At 42.1% G+C, this 18,110-nt stretch carries 16 protein-coding genes; 5 read left to right on the forward strand and 11 right to left on the reverse strand.

What is annotated here, in order from left to right:
- Positions 1 to 2: 2 nt before the first annotated feature.
- The 4 genes from hflX to AC25Y6_RS09375 form a co-directional block, all read right to left on the reverse strand.
- Positions 3 to 1,274 (reverse strand): GTPase HflX, encoded by a 1,272-nt coding sequence (gene hflX / locus AC25Y6_RS09360; protein WP_488142787.1) that lies wholly within the window; start codon positions 1,272 to 1,274, stop codon positions 3 to 5.
- Between the two features lie 190 nt (positions 1,275 to 1,464).
- Complete coding sequence (gene putP / locus AC25Y6_RS09365) at positions 1,465 to 2,949, reverse strand: sodium/proline symporter PutP (RefSeq protein WP_488142788.1); 1,485 nt, start codon at positions 2,947 to 2,949, stop codon at positions 1,465 to 1,467.
- 408 nt (positions 2,950 to 3,357) lie between these two features.
- Positions 3,358 to 4,992: an AMP-binding protein gene (locus AC25Y6_RS09370; RefSeq protein WP_488142789.1), complete on the reverse strand. Its 1,635-nt coding sequence runs from the start codon at positions 4,990 to 4,992 to the stop codon at positions 3,358 to 3,360.
- 151 nt (positions 4,993 to 5,143) lie between these two features.
- Entirely contained in the window at positions 5,144 to 6,703 is a 1,560-nt protein-coding gene (locus tag AC25Y6_RS09375) for an FMN-binding glutamate synthase family protein (protein ID WP_488142790.1), read from the reverse strand.
- 89 nt (positions 6,704 to 6,792) lie between these two features.
- Here AC25Y6_RS09375 and nfsA point away from each other — a divergent pair, with 89 nt between their 5' ends.
- From nfsA to AC25Y6_RS09390, 3 genes are all read left to right on the forward strand, one after another.
- Positions 6,793 to 7,524, forward strand: a complete 732-nt coding sequence (gene nfsA / locus AC25Y6_RS09380) for an oxygen-insensitive NADPH nitroreductase (RefSeq protein ID WP_482101492.1) — start codon at positions 6,793 to 6,795, stop codon at positions 7,522 to 7,524.
- An 11-nt stretch (positions 7,525 to 7,535) separates the two neighbouring features.
- Positions 7,536 to 8,702, forward strand: coding sequence for a class I SAM-dependent methyltransferase (locus tag AC25Y6_RS09385; protein ID WP_488142815.1), 1,167 nt, complete (start codon positions 7,536 to 7,538; stop codon positions 8,700 to 8,702).
- Positions 8,703 to 8,815: 113 nt separating this feature from the next.
- A complete protein-coding gene (locus AC25Y6_RS09390; protein ID WP_482101767.1) occupies positions 8,816 to 9,148 on the forward strand; it encodes a nucleoside triphosphate pyrophosphohydrolase in 333 nt (110 codons plus the stop codon).
- A gap of 36 nt (positions 9,149 to 9,184) precedes the next feature.
- On the opposite strand, the gene AC25Y6_RS09395 is transcribed toward AC25Y6_RS09390, so the two are convergent.
- From AC25Y6_RS09395 to AC25Y6_RS09425, 7 genes are all read right to left on the reverse strand, one after another.
- On the reverse strand, positions 9,185 to 9,850 hold the full coding sequence (locus AC25Y6_RS09395) for a Dph6-related ATP pyrophosphatase (protein ID WP_488142791.1): 666 nt from the start codon (positions 9,848 to 9,850) through the stop codon (positions 9,185 to 9,187).
- Between the two features lie 119 nt (positions 9,851 to 9,969).
- Positions 9,970 to 10,092 (reverse strand): hypothetical protein, encoded by a 123-nt coding sequence (locus tag AC25Y6_RS09400; protein WP_488142792.1) that lies wholly within the window; start codon positions 10,090 to 10,092, stop codon positions 9,970 to 9,972.
- Between the two features lies 1 nt (position 10,093).
- Positions 10,094 to 11,476, reverse strand: a complete 1,383-nt coding sequence (fumC, locus tag AC25Y6_RS09405; protein WP_488142793.1) for a class II fumarate hydratase — start codon at positions 11,474 to 11,476, stop codon at positions 10,094 to 10,096.
- Positions 11,477 to 11,603: 127 nt separating this feature from the next.
- Positions 11,604 to 12,890: an ABC transporter permease gene (locus tag AC25Y6_RS09410; protein ID WP_488142794.1), complete on the reverse strand. Its 1,287-nt coding sequence runs from the start codon at positions 12,888 to 12,890 to the stop codon at positions 11,604 to 11,606.
- A complete protein-coding gene (locus tag AC25Y6_RS09415; RefSeq protein ID WP_488142795.1) occupies positions 12,880 to 13,578 on the reverse strand; it encodes an ABC transporter ATP-binding protein in 699 nt (232 codons plus the stop codon). The genes AC25Y6_RS09410 and AC25Y6_RS09415 overlap by 11 nt, the downstream gene beginning before the upstream one ends.
- Before the next feature lie 238 nt (positions 13,579 to 13,816).
- Entirely contained in the window at positions 13,817 to 15,379 is a 1,563-nt protein-coding gene (gene floT, locus AC25Y6_RS09420; RefSeq protein ID WP_488142796.1) for a flotillin lipid rafts scaffold protein FloT, read from the reverse strand.
- Positions 15,380 to 15,397: 18 nt separating this feature from the next.
- Positions 15,398 to 15,931 carry an NfeD family membrane protein gene (locus AC25Y6_RS09425; protein WP_488142797.1) on the reverse strand — a complete coding sequence of 178 codons (534 nt, stop codon included), beginning with the start codon at positions 15,929 to 15,931 and terminating at the stop codon, positions 15,398 to 15,400.
- 408 nt (positions 15,932 to 16,339) lie between these two features.
- Here AC25Y6_RS09425 and AC25Y6_RS09430 point away from each other — a divergent pair, with 408 nt between their 5' ends.
- Both AC25Y6_RS09430 and AC25Y6_RS09435 read left to right on the forward strand, forming a co-directional pair.
- Positions 16,340 to 16,960 (forward strand): DUF47 domain-containing protein, encoded by a 621-nt coding sequence (locus AC25Y6_RS09430; protein WP_488142798.1) that lies wholly within the window; start codon positions 16,340 to 16,342, stop codon positions 16,958 to 16,960.
- Between the two features lie 14 nt (positions 16,961 to 16,974).
- Positions 16,975 to 17,973, forward strand: coding sequence for an anion permease (locus tag AC25Y6_RS09435; protein ID WP_488142799.1), 999 nt, complete (start codon positions 16,975 to 16,977; stop codon positions 17,971 to 17,973).
- The last annotated feature ends 137 nt before the right edge of the window (positions 17,974 to 18,110 follow it).

The following is an 18,110-nucleotide window of genomic DNA, read 5'->3' on the forward strand; positions in this document are numbered from 1 at the left end:
TTTTAATGGCTAACTATAAATTGCTCAACTTTTGAACGCTCTGATATATCCATTTCCACTGTCATAAGCGTTCCTTCCTCTTCGTACTCCGTATTTTTCACATTTGCATTGTCATTCAAGTAGGAAACGATATCACCACGGTCAAATGGAATGAGCAACTTACACGTGATGTATTGCTCAAAAATCTTCTTCGTAATCAGTTTGATGAGTTCATCCAACCCCTTTCCTTCTTTAGCAGAAATCCAGGCACTATTGTCACTTACTGCTGGATATGGAATTCCAGCCAGATCGGATTTATTGTAAATATTAAGCGTTGGTACATTTTCTACTCCTACCGCTTGCAAGGTATCATTTGTTACCTCCATCATATAATCGTGTTCCGAATTCGATACATCCACAACATGTAATAGTAAGTCTGCATCACGTGCTTCTTCTAATGTTGAGCGGAAAGCCTTTACAAGGTGATGAGGTAGTTTTGAAACAAAACCAACCGTATCCGTTAAGATGAATTCTTTATTATCCTCTAGTTTCACTTTGCGGATAGATGTATCAAGTGTTGCAAAAAGCATATCCTTTTCAAATACTTGTTTCGCATTGTCAACATCCATTTTCAGTAGTAATTTATTCATAATTGTTGACTTGCCCGCATTCGTATAACCAACAATCGAAACTACAGGGATACCGCTCTTTTTACGCTGTTTCCGCTGTGTTTCTCGCTGATCCTTCACATGATCTAGGTCGCGGCCAAGTTTAGCAATCTGGTCTTCAATTTTCCGGCGATCGAGTTCGAGCTTAGTTTCTCCGGCTCCTTTGTTCTGGACACCACCGCCAGTCCCTCCACCTTGTCTACCTAAGGATGCACGTAGTCCAACAAGTCGGGGAAGCATGTATTGTAGCTGAGCAAGTTCTACTTGCATCCGTGACTCACTCGTTCTTGCACGTCTTACGAAAATATCAAGAATGAGCATAGTTCGGTCAATTACTTTACAATCAAGTTCCCGTTCCAGATTACGAATTTGGGAAGGAGACAGTTCATCGTTAAAGATAACAAGATTGGCATCCAACTCTTCGTAAAAACTTTTAATCTCTTCTATTTTGCCTTTCCCGACATACGTAGACGGGTTTCTTTTTTCCATGTTTTGTGTGACTTCCCCGACAACCTCTACTTCAATTGCACTGGCAAGATTCCTCAGTTCTTCCATACCATATTCAAAGTGATCGTCCTTTTGTTCATGGACCCCTACAATTACTGCGCGTTCTATTAATTCTTCCATGGAATTACCCCTTCCGAACAACTTTTAAGTATATTCAGTTTAACATATTCGGTGAAGCACTGGTCTCCGAACGAAATGCAGTATCAAACCGTCAATGTTATTTAGTTTGCCCAATGGCAACACCCGTCAACCTTTCCTTACTGAAAAAATGCAATTGAAAAGCCTGCAGTAATAACTGCAGACTTTCAAATTACTTGCCTTCGTTTAGTATTTTAACTGTTTCTGCAAACTCCTTGTCAATCTCTGCATTCGGTTTGTATGTGATATTACTTACCACAACCGCGACTATTAGACAGAGGAAGAAACCAGGAATGATTTCATAAAGCGTGTCCGATAAAGAATCAATGTTCCCCCAAACCATAACTGTTACGGCACCGACAATCATTCCCCATAGCGCTCCTTTAGTTGTAAGTTTGCGCCAGAATAGAGATAGAAGAATAACTGGTCCGAATGAAGCTCCAAATCCAGCCCACGCAAACGATACGATACTTAAAATGGATTCATTGTTAGGCCATGCAAGTACCATCGCAATTACGGAAACGATAAGAACAGCCATTCTACCTAAAAACACATAATGCTTATCCGTTGCGTCTTTCTTCATAAACGTTTTGTATAAATCCTCAACAAGTGCTGAAGAAGAAACAATCAGTTGTGAAGAAATTGTACTCATTATAGCTGCGAGGACAGCTGCCAGCATTATTCCCGCGATGAACGGATGGAAGATAATTTGCCCAAGGACAATAAATACAGTTTCGTTATCTACCAATGTAGCATCCGTATTTTGTTGGAAATATGCAATCCCTATTAGTGCTGTTGCTACTGCACCAAACAAGCTCAAGAACATCCATCCAATTCCGATTCGACGTGCTTTTTTCGCTTCTTTGTGCGAATTTAGAGCCATAAAACGGACGATAATATGTGGCTGACCGAAATAACCGAGCCCCCAAGCAACCGCTGACACTATACCGAGGAATGATGCACCCGATACGAAGTTAAGCAATTGAGGATCAACAGTACGGATACTTGCAGCCGTTTCTGTAAAGCCTCCTGTTATGAATATGCCAACAATCGGTACAAGAAGGAGGGCAAGGAACATAATGATACCTTGAACAACATCCGTGTAACTGACCGCCAAAAATCCTCCGAATAATGTATAGAAGATAACGACACCAGAAACAATTAACAAACCTAAATGATAATCTAACCCAAATGAACTTAAGAAGAACTTCCCACCTGCAACCATTCCGGAAGATACATAGAATGTGAAGAAGACAAGAATGATTACACCGGAAGCAATCCGCAAGAGTCTTGATTTATCTTTCAGACGACTTTCCAAGAAACTCGGAATTGTAATAGAGTCACTTGAAACTTGTGTATACACGCGAAGACGCGGTGCAACGAACACCCAGTTCAAGTAAGCTCCAATTGTCAATCCTATGGCAATCCAAGCTTCAACCAGTCCATTAAGATAGATTGCTCCAGGTAGCCCCATCAGCAACCAACCCGACATGTCAGCCGCTCCAGCACTCAGCGCAGTAACAGCTGGACCAAGTGCTCGTCCACCAAGCATGTAGTCTGTCAGATTTGAAGTGCGTTTGAATGCATACCATCCGATGAAAACCATGGCTGCCATGTATATAATAATTGCAATTAACTGAAAACCATTATCTGACATAGCGAATTCCTCCATTTCAAAATAGATAATCTTCATTATATCATCTAAATATTGAATGGAAATCAGTATTATTGATACTTTCCAATAACTCTTGAAGTAAATATTGGCAAGGAACGATATGATTAGTTTATTCCTGCTACATTTCCCAGGAAATATTGTTATTTCGACAAGATAGATTGCAATTGACATACGAACATTTGCTGATGGCGACAAAAGATACGGCGTTCGAACACAAAAAATAGGTGGCTAACTCATTGTGGCAAGCGTTGTGAAAAACGATAATATTGTCGAAACAGATGCAAATGTTGTTCCTTTCACACTATCCCCTCTGCTCAAGCTGAACTTTTGGCTAATTAGAATGGTTTGTAATACGCGTATCCCACAATATCGTATGGAATACGCTTACGATTATGTGGACGATTTCTCAAAAGACATTTCACGCAATTTGAACTTCTGTATTTTACCGGATGCAGTCATCGGATACTCTTCCGTAAACTCAATATACTTCGGAATTTTGTGATGAGAAATGTTTCCTTTGCAGAAAGTGCGTACTGCCTCTTCATCGATTTTCACTCCTGGCTTCAGAATAATCCACGCCATCAGTTCCTCGCCATACTTTGCATCCGGTACGCCTACGACTTGTACGTCAGCGATGTCAGGATGTGTATATAGGAACTCCTCTACTTCTTTTGGATAGATATTTTCACCACCACGAATAACCATGTCTTTGATGCGCCCTGTAATATCAATATATCCTTCCGTGTCCATTACAGCGATGTCTCCAGTATGGAGCCATCCTTCTGCATCAATGACTTCTTTTGTCGCCTCTGGGTTATTATAATACCCTTTCATGACATTATATCCGCGCGTGCAAAGTTCCCCGGGTTCCCCAACAGGCATCTCATCACCCGTGATGGAATCAATGATTTTGACTTCTACACTTGGATGCGGCATACCGACTGTCGAAACCCTTTTACTGATTGGATCATCTGTCTTTGTCTGAGTTATGACAGGAGATGCTTCCGTCAGGCCGTAACAAATCGTAATCTCACTCGCACCCATATCTTCAATAACCCGTTTCATAACTTCAATTGGACATACGGAGCCTGCCATTATTCCGGTACGAAGCGTAGATGTATCATACTTTTTAAAATCAGGATGATTTAGCTCAGCAATGAACATCGTAGGTACCCCATGAAGTGCTGTACATCTTTCTTCCTGCACCGCCTGAAGTACGCGTAGAGGATCAAATTGTTCAAGCAAAATCATCGCGGAACCGTGCGTGACAGCTGCAAGCGTACCCAGTACACAACCGAAGCAATGAAAAAATGGTACTGGAATACAGACCCGATCCTGCTCAGTCAGTTTCATATTATCACCGATTAATTTACCATTATTGACGACATTTCTATGCGTCAGCATAACTCCCTTCGGTTGGCCGGTCGTGCCGGATGTATATTGAATATTGATGACATCATCAGGATTTAGCGAATGGAACTGCTTATCCAGCTGTTCATCAGATACACCTTCCGCATACGATAAAAATTCAGACCATTTATACATACCCGCTTCTTCTCGCTCCGTCATCAAAATGATTCGTTTAAAATGAGGAAGTTTTTCGCTTGCTATAGAACCTTTTTCACCTATTAACAGCTCCGGACAAACTCTCTTGAGGATGTCTATGTAACTCGTCCCCTTAAAGCTTTCATCCAGAATAAGTGTAGTTGCATCAGATTGTTTTAATAAATACTCCAACTCTGAAGCTTGGTAATTCGTATTCACCGTGACAAGAACTGCCCCCATTTTACCTGTTGCAAACTGGCTGAGCAGCCACTCCCGTTTATTATCCGACCAGATGGCAACGTTTTCCCCTTTTCCGATGCCCATGCCCATGAACGCTTTCGCAAGTATATCTGTTTCCTCGTCAAATTCTGTATATGTTTTACGAATCCCATGTTCCGGATAGACATACGCTTCCTGCGCAGGATAAAGCCGTGCCTGCTCTCTTACAATTTCCCCCACTGTTTTGTGTAACAACGTCATATCCATTCCCCTTTTCTCATTGATTCATATACTTATATATTATCACAACATTCTAAAGGTTGGAAAATTAATGTGAAACTGTTTTCGGATTAATCATCCAAAAATGAAGAATACCGTTCTACCCTTTGTAGGCAGAACGGTATTCTTCATTTCATTCAACCGGATAAACACGTCCTCGGTCATCCTTGTAAACTATATGATGCCTTGTGAGTTTCGTCGGAGAATCCAGTCCCGCAGCTGCGGAGATTCGGAAAAGTCCCTCTCGCATTGTCAAAATATAATTTGTAACACGGAACTTTTTCTCCTCAACGACGAGACCTTGTTGTAGCTTCTTATCCGTTGTCGCTACACCCGTTGGACAATCATTCGTATGGCAACGGTGCGCCATAATGCAACCGACGGAAATCATAAAACCTCGTGCAATTTGAACTAAGTCTGCCCCCATTGCCAACACAATTGCTGCCCGGTCCGGTGTCGTTATTTTACCCGAGGCAATGATTTTTACTTGGTCACGCACTTCAAATTTCCTAAGCGCATCGTCTAGAAGAATAATCGAAGAACGTAACGGCAACCCAACGCTGTCTGCAAGATCTTGGTAGGTAGCTCCAGAGCCACCTTCTCCACCATCCAGCGATATAAAATCAGGACCCTTACCAGTTTCATGCATGAACGCTGCTAATTCTTCCGCGTCTTCTTTACCACCAATGACGATTTTAATACCAACCGGTTTACCGGAATGCTGGCGAATTTGATCAATGAATTCAAATAGTGTTGGATAATCATCAAACTGGTGAAAACGATTCGGACTGTTAATGGAAACATAAGGAACAACATTGCGGATTGCAGCAATTTCTTCCGTTACCTTGGATCCTTCTACATGCCCTCCACGCATCTTTGCACCTTGTGCAAGCTTAATCTCAAATGCTTTCACTTGAGGAATATCCGCTTTTTCACGGACCCTTTCAAAACTGAATTCTCCTTCTTCCGTCCTGAAACCGAAAAGACCAGAACCGATTTGAGCAATGATATCAGCACCTCCCGCCAGATGATGCGAGGAAAGACCTCCCTCACCGGTATTCATCCATGCGCCTTTAGCCAGGCCAATCCCTTTTGACAAAGCAGTGATGGCCTTTTCTCCGAGTGCTCCGTAACTCATTCCTGATTGACCAAGCATACTGCGTACATGGAACGGCTGCTCACAGTTCGGTCCGATTACGATCGCGTCCTCTTCCGGCAACAGCCATGGCAATGTCGGGATTTCTTCACGATGCTCTTTCCGGGAAAACAAATGATCTTCATCCATAACATAACGCATCGTATCTACAAGGTCCTCATTATCCACGCGCATTTCCTCATTCTGCATTGTAAACATTGCGTTTCGTATATAATAACCAGTTTCCTCAAAATCCCGCTTCGATCCAAAGCCGATAACACTGTTCAAATATTTCCCCGGCAGCACCATGCGCAAATATTCCTCACGGTTAAATGGTTCGCCATCGTTATCGTCGTCAAAAAGATATTGTCTAAGTTCAGGCCCCGTTTTTTCGAGCACATAACGCATCCGCCCTAAAATCGGAAAATTCCGAAGAATAGCATGTTGTTTTTGTCTTTTGTCATAAAAGAAAAGAAAGATGGCAATCGTGATTGGTATGATAACTAGAAATAGGACTAATAAAGTCGTCGTCAACGAAATACTCTCCATCCAATTCATTTCTACACCCCTTTTCAAGCTTTAAAGGTAGTTTACCACTATCTAAGTCTGTTAATCTTAATTCATTAAACACATTTTGGAGGGATTCAATGGTTATTAAATTATTAACAGCACACTCATCCGTAAGAAAGTATAAAGACATCCCCTTAACAAAAGAAGAAGTGCATGAGCTCATTCATGCCGGTCAACACGCTGCCACCTCACATTTTGTACAAGCTTATTCCGTTATTTATGTCACGGACGTTGAAAAACGGCAGAAACTTGCTGAACTCGCAAAAAATCCGCAGCAGATTTTATCCGCGGGAGCTGTCCTTGTTTTTTGTGCAGACTATTGTAGATTGAAAAAGGCGGCACAATTAGTCGGGAAGGATATTGACTTTTCCTCAGCTGAAAATGTACTTGTCAGTTCAATCGATGTGGCTTTGTTCGCACAAAATGTTGCAATTGCGGCTGAATCGAAAGGATATGGCATCTGCTATATCGGTGGCGTGCGTAATGCACCCGAAGAAATCAGTAACTTGCTGGCACTTCCAGTAGGTGTTGCACCAATGTTCGCTATGACAATCGGAGTTCCCGATGAAGCAAATGAAGTAAAACCCCGCTTGCCCGTAGATGCAATCATTCATGAAAACGGATATGATGCTGAAAAATACAACGAAATCATTCCGGAATACGATGAAATAATGAACGAGTATTATTTAAATCGCGGCTCAAATCGCAAAGACGCAGCCTGGTCCGACTCTATGGCTGACTTCCTTGGAGCGCCTCGCCGAACTTATATGAAAGACTTTTTAAAGAAACAGGGATTCGAGTTTAACTAGGAGTGATGAATTTGCAATTCGAGGAATTACTGGACGAACTGGCACGTCGCATGACAGATGGCGCTTTCATTGGTGCTACAATCAGCCAGCCACGCACGAAGACGGATGATTTGAAGCGAGTGAAAGTGAAGCCTGTTGAAATAAAAGGCCAACTGCATATTCAATTCGAGTATCAGTATGAACGCGTGTTAAATCATGAAAACATTACACCTGATGGATTACTTCCTTATTTACAACAGCTACTTGAGCGTTTTAGACAAGTGCATGCTGAGTTTTCCAACGAAAAAATCCATGTCCAGTTGACTAAGAAATTTAAAGTTATGTGGAAATCAGAGAAAACGACATCCGAAAAAGTGATTGACTTAACACATAACCGTAAGAAAAATTATTTGCTCGATGAAAATACTGCCTATCCATTTCTAGTCCGACTGGGAGTCCAGACACCCGATGGTAAAGTGAAAAAGCAGAAGCACGACAAATTCAGGCAGATTAACCGATTCGTTGAGTTCATTGATGATTCACTTGCTCACTTGCCAAAAGACCGTACTATCCGCATCCTCGATTTTGGTTCAGGTAAATCCTATTTGACGTTTGCTCTCTATCATTATTTGCGCATTGAAAAGGGACTGGATATTAAAGTAACTGGTCTTGACTTAAAAAAAGAAGTGATTGAGGAATGCAGTTTGATTGCCAAAAATCTTGGTTACGAGAATCTTGAATTTCTTGTAGGTGATATCAATGACTACAATGAAGAAACGTCCGTCGACATGGTGGTTACACTTCATGCATGCGACGTTGCAACAGATATGGCGCTCGCACGCGCGGTGAAATGGGGCGCGAAAGTCATCTTGAGCGTCCCTTGCTGCCAGCATGAACTATTCTCGCAGGTCAATTCCCCCGCGCTCGACGTCATGCTTCAGCACGGACTTATCAAAGAACGGTTCTCTGCGCTTGCTACCGATTCGATTCGTGCGGAGCTCTTATCACTCGTTGGTTACGAAGCACAGCTTCTTGAGTTTATCGACATGGAGCATACACCAAAGAATATCTTAATACGTGCATACCAGACCGGACGTAAGGCTACTGCTGATGAAGTAACTCGGTACACTGCGTTCAAGACTCTGTTGCATGCAGATCCATTTTTAGAGAAGGAACTAGGAGATTTATTGAATATATGACTAAAAACCGTCCACGTTCGCTCCAAGCGAGTGTGGATGGTTTTTTCAATTCGGAGGATTACGTGGTATCATTTAGAATAATTAGTTATGTGATTGAAAAGGAGATGATACATATGCCGATATACAACAAGCTCGTGCGCGATAGGATTCCTGAAATTATCGAAATGTCTGGTAAAACGTGCACTACACGCCTATTGACTGAAGACGAGTACATAATCGAAATCAATAAAAAAATGTATGAGGAAATTGATGAATACGATGCTACTGAAACGACAGATGACGCCATTGAAGAACTCGCTGATTTATTGGAACTTATCCATGCAGCGTTAGGCCATTACGGTGCATCATTTGAAGATTTGGAAAGGGTCAGAGTCGAAAAAGCTGAGAAACGCGGTGGTTTTGACGAGCAAATTTTCCTGGTAGATGTTGAAGATGGCGGAATGTGAGGTTTCCAAAAAGATATCGCTCTATTCCGTTGCCACTCACTTCTTTTCTTCCAACGCTACATCTAAAAATACATACCCATCCCGTTCGTGCTTTCCAGAAAATACAACAGGTACTCTTTCACTGAATATCGGACCATTTACGGTAACAGTATGAAATTCGCCCGATTCTCCACACGAATCGATGTCTATCGCTTCCAGTTCGTCCATCAGTTCCACAGTAAATTTACGGCCAATGAAATGTGCCGGCATCATTTTTGTATTGACAACAACAATATATGCTTCGAATCCTGCCTCTATGAACTCTTCCAATATGTCACGTCGCGGCTCCATCCAAAGGGGATGTACCGCTTCCATGCCGACTTTTTCACATGTCTGTCGTACCCATGTCAAATGATCTTCGAGATCGATATCACCGAATACGCCGTGATTAATACCCGCTTCAACACACTCCTTCATCGCATCCAAGAATTGCCCTTCATAACTTGTCCAATTTGCACCACGAATCATTAATGGCACGCCAAGTCTTTCCGCCTGGGCTTCCACAACTTCAAAAGACAATGCATGTGATTTTGACCGTTCTTCATCCTCTTCAAACATCGTCCACAACCGGTTCGGAATGCCGCCCGCTTTCATTGCACGGTAATAAGCCATGGCAGAATCTTTCCCGCCGCTCCATGATGCTACAAATGATACACCTTTCATCTTGTCCACTCCCCTATCTGTAAAATCAGTACTGTAGCAGCTTCAAAACTGCCCTTTTAAGACCGCGTTCCACTGTACTTTTCGATTCCGAAATCTTCATTTTAAAATTTCCAGAAAGATTAATAAGTAAATGTTAGGAATGCAAACCTTACTTCTACAACCATAACAATTTCCCCGTTTTCATCAAAAAAAGTTCCATCAGCCAGGACGCGGACTGATGGAACCTCCTTTTGTCTATCCAATTTATCTGCCGATCATTTTCGACGGAACGACATACTCGTCAAACTGTTCTTCTGTCAGCAAGCCTGATTTAAGTGCCGCCTCTTTCAACGTTGTACCTTCAGCATGTGCAGTTTTCGCGATTTTTGCTGCATTTTCGTAACCGATATAAGGATTAAGTGCCGTTACGAGCATGAGTGAGTTTTGAACTTTACGATCAATCTCTTCACGATTCGGTTCAATACCAATTGCACAATTATCGTTGAAACTGATCATCGCATCACTCAACAACGTCACCGATTGAAGGAAGTTGAAGATGATAACCGGTTTGAAGACGTTCAGTTCAAAGTTTCCTTGGCTCGCCGCAAAGCCAATTGTTGTATCATTCCCCATGACTTGTGCAACAACCATCGTCAATGCTTCACTTTGCGTCGGATTCACTTTTCCTGGCATGATAGAACTGCCGGGTTCATTTTCGGGAATTGTTATTTCTCCGATGCCTGAACGCGGTCCACTCGCCAACCAACGTACGTCATTGGCAATTTTCATCAAGTCCGCCGCAAGCGCTTTGATGGCACCATGAACGTAAACAATTTCGTCATAGCTCGTGAGTGAATGGAATTTGTTTATCGCAGACGTAAACTCAATGCCCACCGCTGTGCTAATTTCAGCAGCAACACGGTCGCCGAATCCAGCAGGTGCGTTGAGTCCTGTTCCAACAGCTGTTCCGCCAATCGCAAGTTCTTTCATCGACTCGACGCTGCCAGTAATCATTTGTTCCGTTTTCTCGAGCATACGGTGCCAGCCGCTAATCTCTTGGCCTAGCGTTAAAGGCGTCGCGTCTTGTAAATGCGTACGACCAATTTTAATGATATCCATGAATTCTTCTGATTTCTTGCCAAGTGTTTCTTTTAATACCTTAATTGCCGGAACAAGTTGCTGTTGTACAGCTATGACGCCTGCAACATGCAACGCTGTCGGGAATGTGTCATTCGAACTTTGTGACTTGTTCACATCGTCGTTCGGATGAAGGCTTTCTTCCTCGCCCCACTCCTCAAGAAGTTGATTGCCACGATGTGCCAGTACTTCGTTCATGTTCATGTTTGACTGCGTACCGCTACCTGTTTGCCAAACGACAAGTGGAAAATGGTCGTCCAACTTTCCGGATATCACTTCATCCGCCGCTGCAGAAATCGCCTTCATTTTTGCTTCTGATAGAGCACCATGTGCATGGCTCGCGATGGCTGCTGACTTTTTCAAGTGAGCAAATGCATGTATAACACCAATCGGCATTTTTTCTCCGCCAATTTTAAAGTTTTGTTTACTACGTTGTGTTTGTGCACCCCATAACTTGTCCGATGGTACTTCAATTTCACCGAACGTGTCATGCTCAATACGATAATCCATTATCCATCCCTCTTTCAATTGTAAGTATTCCCATTATCGCATGATTGGCACTATTATTTCATGTACCTCGTCTTGGAAGAACGCTTTTTAAATGAAATACCTGTTTTCCAGCAACGCATTCTAGCAATTACAGTTCCTGTCTCAACGCATTAATAACATCAATTTTTGTTGCTTTACGTGCCGGACGCCATCCTGAAATCATGGCAACAGCAATACTGATTGTGGAAGCAATGACTACAAGCTGCCATGGAATAATGGAGAACGTGACGGTCATTCCACCAAAGTCCTCTTCGCCAAGTGCTGCTGTGACGATAATTGGTAAGATATAATTCGATACAATACTCACTCCATACGAAATGACGACAGCAAGCACCGTTCCCAATATGCCAATCCATGCGCTTTCCATCAAGAACAATCGTTGGATTAATTTCGGATCTGCCCCGATTGCCTTCATAACACCAATTTCCCGCGTCCGCTCTGTCACGGCCATTGTCATCGTGTTGAAAATACCGATGGATGCAATCAAAATCGCGATTGTCCCGACGAATACGAGCCCCGCTTTCAACGCCAGGAAAAAGACGTCAAGCTGATCGAGTTCCTCCGATATGGAATAGACGCTGTATCCATCCTCTTTCAATGCAGTAGAAAGTGCTTTGACGTTTTCTATTTTATCCGCATAGATGTTTACTTCACCATAAAATAAGGAATCTACCTCGGCATCCTCATCCACAGGTCTCTCTACATGCGAATAATAGATTTTTTCTAACTCTGGAATGATCGTAGCATCCACATATATTTTTTGATCCTGAACCCAATCTTTTGCAGGATTTTTTCCGATACCTACTATTGTAAGTGGTATTTGCTCTTCAATTATTCCCCCTTTATTATCACCAATTTGATAAATGAACTGTTCACCAATCAATTTACCGTCGTAGGTTTTATTTTCGCCCTCTCCATTTTCAACTGGTTGTTTCAATAAGGCTTCTGCAAAATCGCTTCCCACGACGACTTCGTTCGATTTTTCAGGTAAACGTCCTTTCTGAAGTTCGAAATTTGCTTTCTTCTCTTCTGTAAAGTCCGTTATCGTAAGCGAATTATTCCCTGTGAATTCACCTATTGACGTCTGCTCTTCTGCACCTAAACTTTGGCGGAATACAACTGCATTTACATGCTCCCTTTTCTTTAACTCAGCAACTTTCTCTTCATTCATCTCACTTGAGTACACCTCAATTTGCGTCACAAGTCGGTTCGACAGAATTTCTTTGCGTATTGTATCGTGTAATCCGAACCCAACTGACGCAAGCACAATCAGAAATGCTGTACCCATTGTTGCTGCAAGCACGGTCATAAAGACACGCATTCTGTTTTTCTTTATATGTCGCCGCACGAAACTGATTTGGTCTTTAAATTGCATGCTGTTCACTACCTTCCGTTAATACCCCGTCGTGCATTCTGTACACACGGTTCGCCGTTTGAGCCACTTCATCGTCGTGTGTGATGATGACGAATGTGATGCCCCGTGTTTTATTGAGCGACTGGATTAGCAAAAGGACATCCTGCTCTGTTTCCGAATCAAGACTACCTGTCGGTTCATCGGCAAAAATAATTGGCGGATCGGTGATAAGCGCACGCGCGATACCGACCCGTTGCTGCTGCCCCCCGGATAATTCATTCGGATAATGATCTTGCACCTCAGCCAAACCAACGATTTGCATGAGGTCTTGCACTTTCTGCTGCCGCTCGCTTTTGCTGATACCTTTCAATGTCAGCGGTAGTTCAATGTTTTCAAACGCTGTTAAGCCAGGCATGAGCTGGAAGTTTTGAAAAACGAATCCGAAATGATCCAGTCTGAATTTTGCACTTTCCGCTTCGCTAAATGAAGACGTCTGTACGCCCTGCACGTGAATTTCTCCACTTTCAGGCGTCAGGAATCCTGCCATTATGTGAAGAAGCGTTGATTTGCCCGAACCACTTTTTCCGACAATCGATACGATTTCACCATCTGCTATGTCAAATTTCAGTCCTTTAAGCACAGGCACCTGCCTCTCCTTACCTTTCTTGCCAATTTTGAATGAATGGTTTAAATTTCTTACACTAATCATGCAATCTCCTCCAAATTTCTTTACTCCCTTCATTATAAGGAGAGATTCTTAAGGCTTTGTAAGGATGGATATGAAGAATTTCTTAAGATGTTCTTAGAATTTGGTTGGTTGGAGCACTTATATGATTGGTAAGTAGCCTTATATGGTCGATCGACCTCATCTACATGCGGAGATAGCCCCTGCTCCATAAAAAAAGAGTCCAAATCGCATAATTGCGCTTGGACCCTCTCCTATGAATTTATTCAGTTTTATCGGCTGCTACTTGTTTTTCTGTAATCTGTTGTTGTATCGGTGGCTTCGTATTTGCTGCTTTCACTTCATTTGTCAATTGGTCAATACTTGGGCGAATAGTGCCTTTGCCCGAATAATTCTCGAGCATTTCCTTAACGTCGATGCCTGATGAAGCTTTCAATGACTCCTGCAATGTCGCCATGAGGTTCGTGGCGTAAGACGTAACCTTGTTTGCTCCGCCACCTTCACCACTACCCGTGTCAACGACTGTGATTTTATCGATATTCGCAAGCGGGCTTGCAATTTGTTTCGCGTATTCCGGTAGCATGTTAACGATCATATCAAGCATGGCAGCTTGACCGTATTGTTCAAATGCTTCAGCAATTTTACGTTTCGCTTCTGCTTCCGCAAGACCTTTCAAACGGATAATATCTGCTTCTGATTCACCTTGTGCACGTTGGGCATCCGCTTTTGCTTGCCCATCGAGGCGGACTTTTTCTGCATCGGCAGACGCTCGCGCTTCAATGCGATACTTCTCGGCATCGGCTTCAGTAATTTGTTTAGACTTTTCAGCTTCTGCATTTTGTTCGATTGCGTAGCGGTCTGCATCAGCTTTTTTCTTTACTTCGGAATCGTATTGCTTTTCACGACGCAGAATCTCTTTCTCTTCAAGTTCAATTTGCTTTTGACGTTCAATGATTTGAACTTGCATTTCTTGTTCCATAACTTCCTGTTTAGAAACGGCCGTTTGAAGTTCGTATGCTTGGTCGGCACGTGCTTTCGCAACGTCCTGTTCGCGTCGGTAATCCGCAACTTTCAATTGATTCTCTTTTTCGGCTTCCGCAATTTCAGTCGCACGCTCGATTTCCGCTTTTTGCGCTTCTTTGGATGCTTCTGCATTTTTAATACGCGTTTCTTTTTCTGCTTCAACCATTGCGATATCTGCATCACGTTTCACTTGTGCGATACGCGGTTTTCCGAGAGAATCGAGGTAGCCGTTCTTATCACGTACATCTTTTATTGTGAATGAAACGATGATGAGTCCCATTTTCGCAAGGTCCTGTGACGCAACACGCTGTACTTCTTGTGAGAACTTATCACGATTTTTGTAAATTTCCTCTACTGTCATGGAACCTAGAATCGAACGCAGATGACCTTCGAGCACTTCTTTCGCTTCGTTTTCACGGTCTGCTTTCGATTTTCCTAAAAATTGCTCCGCGGCTGTTGCAATTTCTGCTATTGAGCCGCCGATTTTAATAATGGCTGTTCCGTCCGCCATAACTGGAACACCTTGTTCTGTGTATACTTCCGGCGTTGTCACTTCAAGTTTACTAGATAAAAGACTAAGCGGTGCTGCTTGCTGGAATACCGGTAACAGGAACGTTCCGCCCCCGCGTATAATTTTAATACGATTGCCTGAATCGTCTGTATGTACATTTTTAGTTCCTAGGTAACTTCCTGTCACGATAAGTGCTTCGTCTGGCCCCACTGTACGATACTTTGTAACGTAAACGAGAATAACTGCCAGTAATACAAATGCGACTACTCCAAGTGCTATCCAAATTTCCATCTGTTTTTCCCCCTTTTTTTATTTGAAGCGGAACGGTTCATACTCCTTGACGATGAATGTCCCATCTCTCACTTCGATGATTAAAACTTCTTTCTCGTATTCAATTGCTGTGTTCTCGTACCCCGCCGCTCTCTTTGATATTACGCCATTTACCGATTCGATGACAATCTCGCCGAATCCGTCAACCGGAATAGGTACAATTACTTTCCCAACCCGTCCCATCAACGACTCATCCGTGTAAGAAAGGGATACTTCCGCTGACCTTAATGGAAGAAGAATGAATAAGTACAATAAAAAATCGAGTAACAAAGCAGTAACAAGTGCAATTACTAAAATGATTCCACTGCCCCAAGATGTAACAAGTTCCAAAATATAACCACTAGCCGCTACAAACGTAATGAATGCAAGTATAACTGCTGGATCCAATACTGGACTTACTTCACCAATCCCTTCAGCCATATCACTAAATAGGATATATAACAATGTCGCAAGACCCGCGATAATTAGTGTAATTAAATATACTTGCACAATTGGCATTCCAAACAGTTCCATTTCAGCACCTCCGCCTTCACCTTTTTTGCCTCACCTATGTATACGTCCAACAACCCCATAAGTTTCAATTTACTGAAAATTGATTAATTTATTTCGAATCTATTAGCTTACATTTTCATACAATGTGAATTGACTCTGTTCCACTTTTTATTTAAACGCCGCAACAAGATTGTTAATTTCATCACATACATCTTACGTTAGCTTTAATATAAATAGGGTACTTAATTGAGTATATTAAGTCACCTCCCACTTATGAGGAATTCAACCATTTCTAGTACCACTTTTCCTTTTCTAATGGTTTTGAAAATTTTATAGGTGTCTCAATTTGTTTTTGCTATGATATGCTTTATTAAGATTTTGTAAAGAGCATACAAAAAATTTAATTCCGGAAACGGACGGAGGCACACAATGTTTAGTCAACGTAAACCTGATCCATTTTTAACAGCACTACTAATGATTGCTGAAAATGTACAAGAAGCAGCTCATTACGCCAACGACTTTAAGGTAGGTACAGCCGTTGACTTGAAAGAAGTAAGCATTAAGCTTAAAAATTATGAAACTGCGGGTGACTCGCTTATCCATAATCTCATTGCAAAGCTTAATAAATCATTTATTACACCAATTGAAAGGGAAGACATTATGCAGTTGTCTATTAAAATGGACGATGTTCTTGATGGCATCGAACATTTCGTAGCCCATCTAGAAATGTTTTCACTTACTGAAATTGATGAGTATATGCAGAAATTCATGGAGTACATCGTGAAAAGTACAGATGAAATAGTGAAAGCAATGAAGCTACTCGCAAAGAAAAAGCTTGAGGCCATGCACGATCACGCTATCCTCATTAAAGAATACGAGCGGGTTTGTGATGAAGTTTTCCGTACATCCATCAAACAACTTTTCATTAACGAAAAAGATCCCATTCGAATTATTCAATTCAAAGATATTTATGAACAACTTGAAGATATCGCGGATTATTGCCAGGATGTCGCCAACACAATCGATACAATCATTATGCGCAACGCATAAGAGGGAGCCGATAAATGAATACTATTCTTCTCCTTACCATTTTAGTTGTCATTTTCGCACTCGCTTTTGATTTCATCAACGGCTTTCACGATACGGCAAACTCAATCGCAACATCCGTTTCGACACGTGCCCTAAAGCCACGAACTGCTATTATGATGGCAGCTATCATGAACTTCATTGGAGCGCTCGCATTTACAGGCGTTGCGAAAACAATTTCCAAAGACATCGTTGATCCTTTCGCTCTCGAAAATGGTCCACTCGTTATCTTGGCGGCACTGACGTCAGCAATTATTTGGAATCTCGTTACATGGTATTTCGGAATCCCGTCCAGTTCATCCCATGCCTTAATCGGGTCAATTGCTGGTGCAGCAATTTCAGCGGCAGGTTTCGGTATTTTAAACTACGGTGGTTTCTTAAAAATATTACAAGCGCTTCTTATTTCACCATTCATCGCACTTGCGGTCGGCTTCCTTGTAATGTCACTATTCAAACTAACATTGAAAAACAGGAATTTATTTGGAACAAATAAACGAATCCGTTATATACAAATTGCTACAGCAGCACTTCAATCCTTTACACACGGAACGAATGACGCACAAAAAGCCATGGGGATTATTACAATGGCGCTTATCGCTGCAGAAATGCAATCGTCGGAAGACATTCAGCTATGGGTTCGAATTGCTGCCGCAACTGCGATGGGTCTAGGAACATCAATTGGCGGTTATAAAATCATAAAAACAGTCGGCGGCAAAATAATGAAAATTCGTCCAGTGAACGGAATAGCTGCAGATTTATCATCTGCTGCAATTATTTTCGGCGCTACACTCATCCACTTACCCGTCAGTACAACACACGTAATTTCATCTGCAATCATGGGTGTAGGCTCGGCCCAGCGTGTGAAAGGTGTCAATTGGGGTATGGCTCAAAGGATCGTTGTCACATGGGTTATTACATTGCCGATTTCAGCTTTAATCGCAGCAATTATCTATCGAATTTTCAAGTTGTTTTTTTAACTCAAACATTTCCCTTGCATTATCCAGATGGGCCTGTTATGATAAAGAAGAATTATTTTTGTTCGGCATGATGGTCTCGAAATAAATCTTGACCGCTTCAAGACTTGAGCAAGGATAGTAACACAATGTATGCACAA

Source organism: Sporosarcina sp. Y1004 (assembly GCF_057669665.1).

Coding starts and splice junctions, on each gene's coding strand:
- AC25Y6_RS09415 (WP_488142795.1), bottom strand. CDS start 13,578: ATGATTAGTGTAAGAAATTTAAACCATTCATTCAAAATTGGCAAGAAA.
- AC25Y6_RS09430 (WP_488142798.1), top strand. CDS start 16,340: ATGTTTAGTCAACGTAAACCTGATCCATTTTTAACAGCACTACTAATG.
- AC25Y6_RS09410 (WP_488142794.1), bottom strand. CDS start 12,890: ATGCAATTTAAAGACCAAATCAGTTTCGTGCGGCGACATATAAAGAAA.
- floT (WP_488142796.1), bottom strand. CDS start 15,379: ATGGAAATTTGGATAGCACTTGGAGTAGTCGCATTTGTATTACTGGCA.
- AC25Y6_RS09370 (WP_488142789.1), bottom strand. CDS start 4,992: ATGACGTTGTTACACAAAACAGTGGGGGAAATTGTAAGAGAGCAGGCA.
- AC25Y6_RS09425 (WP_488142797.1), bottom strand. CDS start 15,931: ATGGAACTGTTTGGAATGCCAATTGTGCAAGTATATTTAATTACACTA.
- AC25Y6_RS09390 (WP_482101767.1), top strand. CDS start 8,816: ATGCCGATATACAACAAGCTCGTGCGCGATAGGATTCCTGAAATTATC.
- hflX (WP_488142787.1), bottom strand. CDS start 1,274: ATGGAAGAATTAATAGAACGCGCAGTAATTGTAGGGGTCCATGAACAA.
- AC25Y6_RS09375 (WP_488142790.1), bottom strand. CDS start 6,703: ATGAATTGGATGGAGAGTATTTCGTTGACGACGACTTTATTAGTCCTA.
- AC25Y6_RS09395 (WP_488142791.1), bottom strand. CDS start 9,850: ATGAAAGGTGTATCATTTGTAGCATCATGGAGCGGCGGGAAAGATTCT.
- AC25Y6_RS09435 (WP_488142799.1), top strand. CDS start 16,975: ATGAATACTATTCTTCTCCTTACCATTTTAGTTGTCATTTTCGCACTC.
- fumC (WP_488142793.1), bottom strand. CDS start 11,476: ATGGATTATCGTATTGAGCATGACACGTTCGGTGAAATTGAAGTACCA.
- putP (WP_488142788.1), bottom strand. CDS start 2,949: ATGTCAGATAATGGTTTTCAGTTAATTGCAATTATTATATACATGGCA.
- nfsA (WP_482101492.1), top strand. CDS start 6,793: ATGGTTATTAAATTATTAACAGCACACTCATCCGTAAGAAAGTATAAA.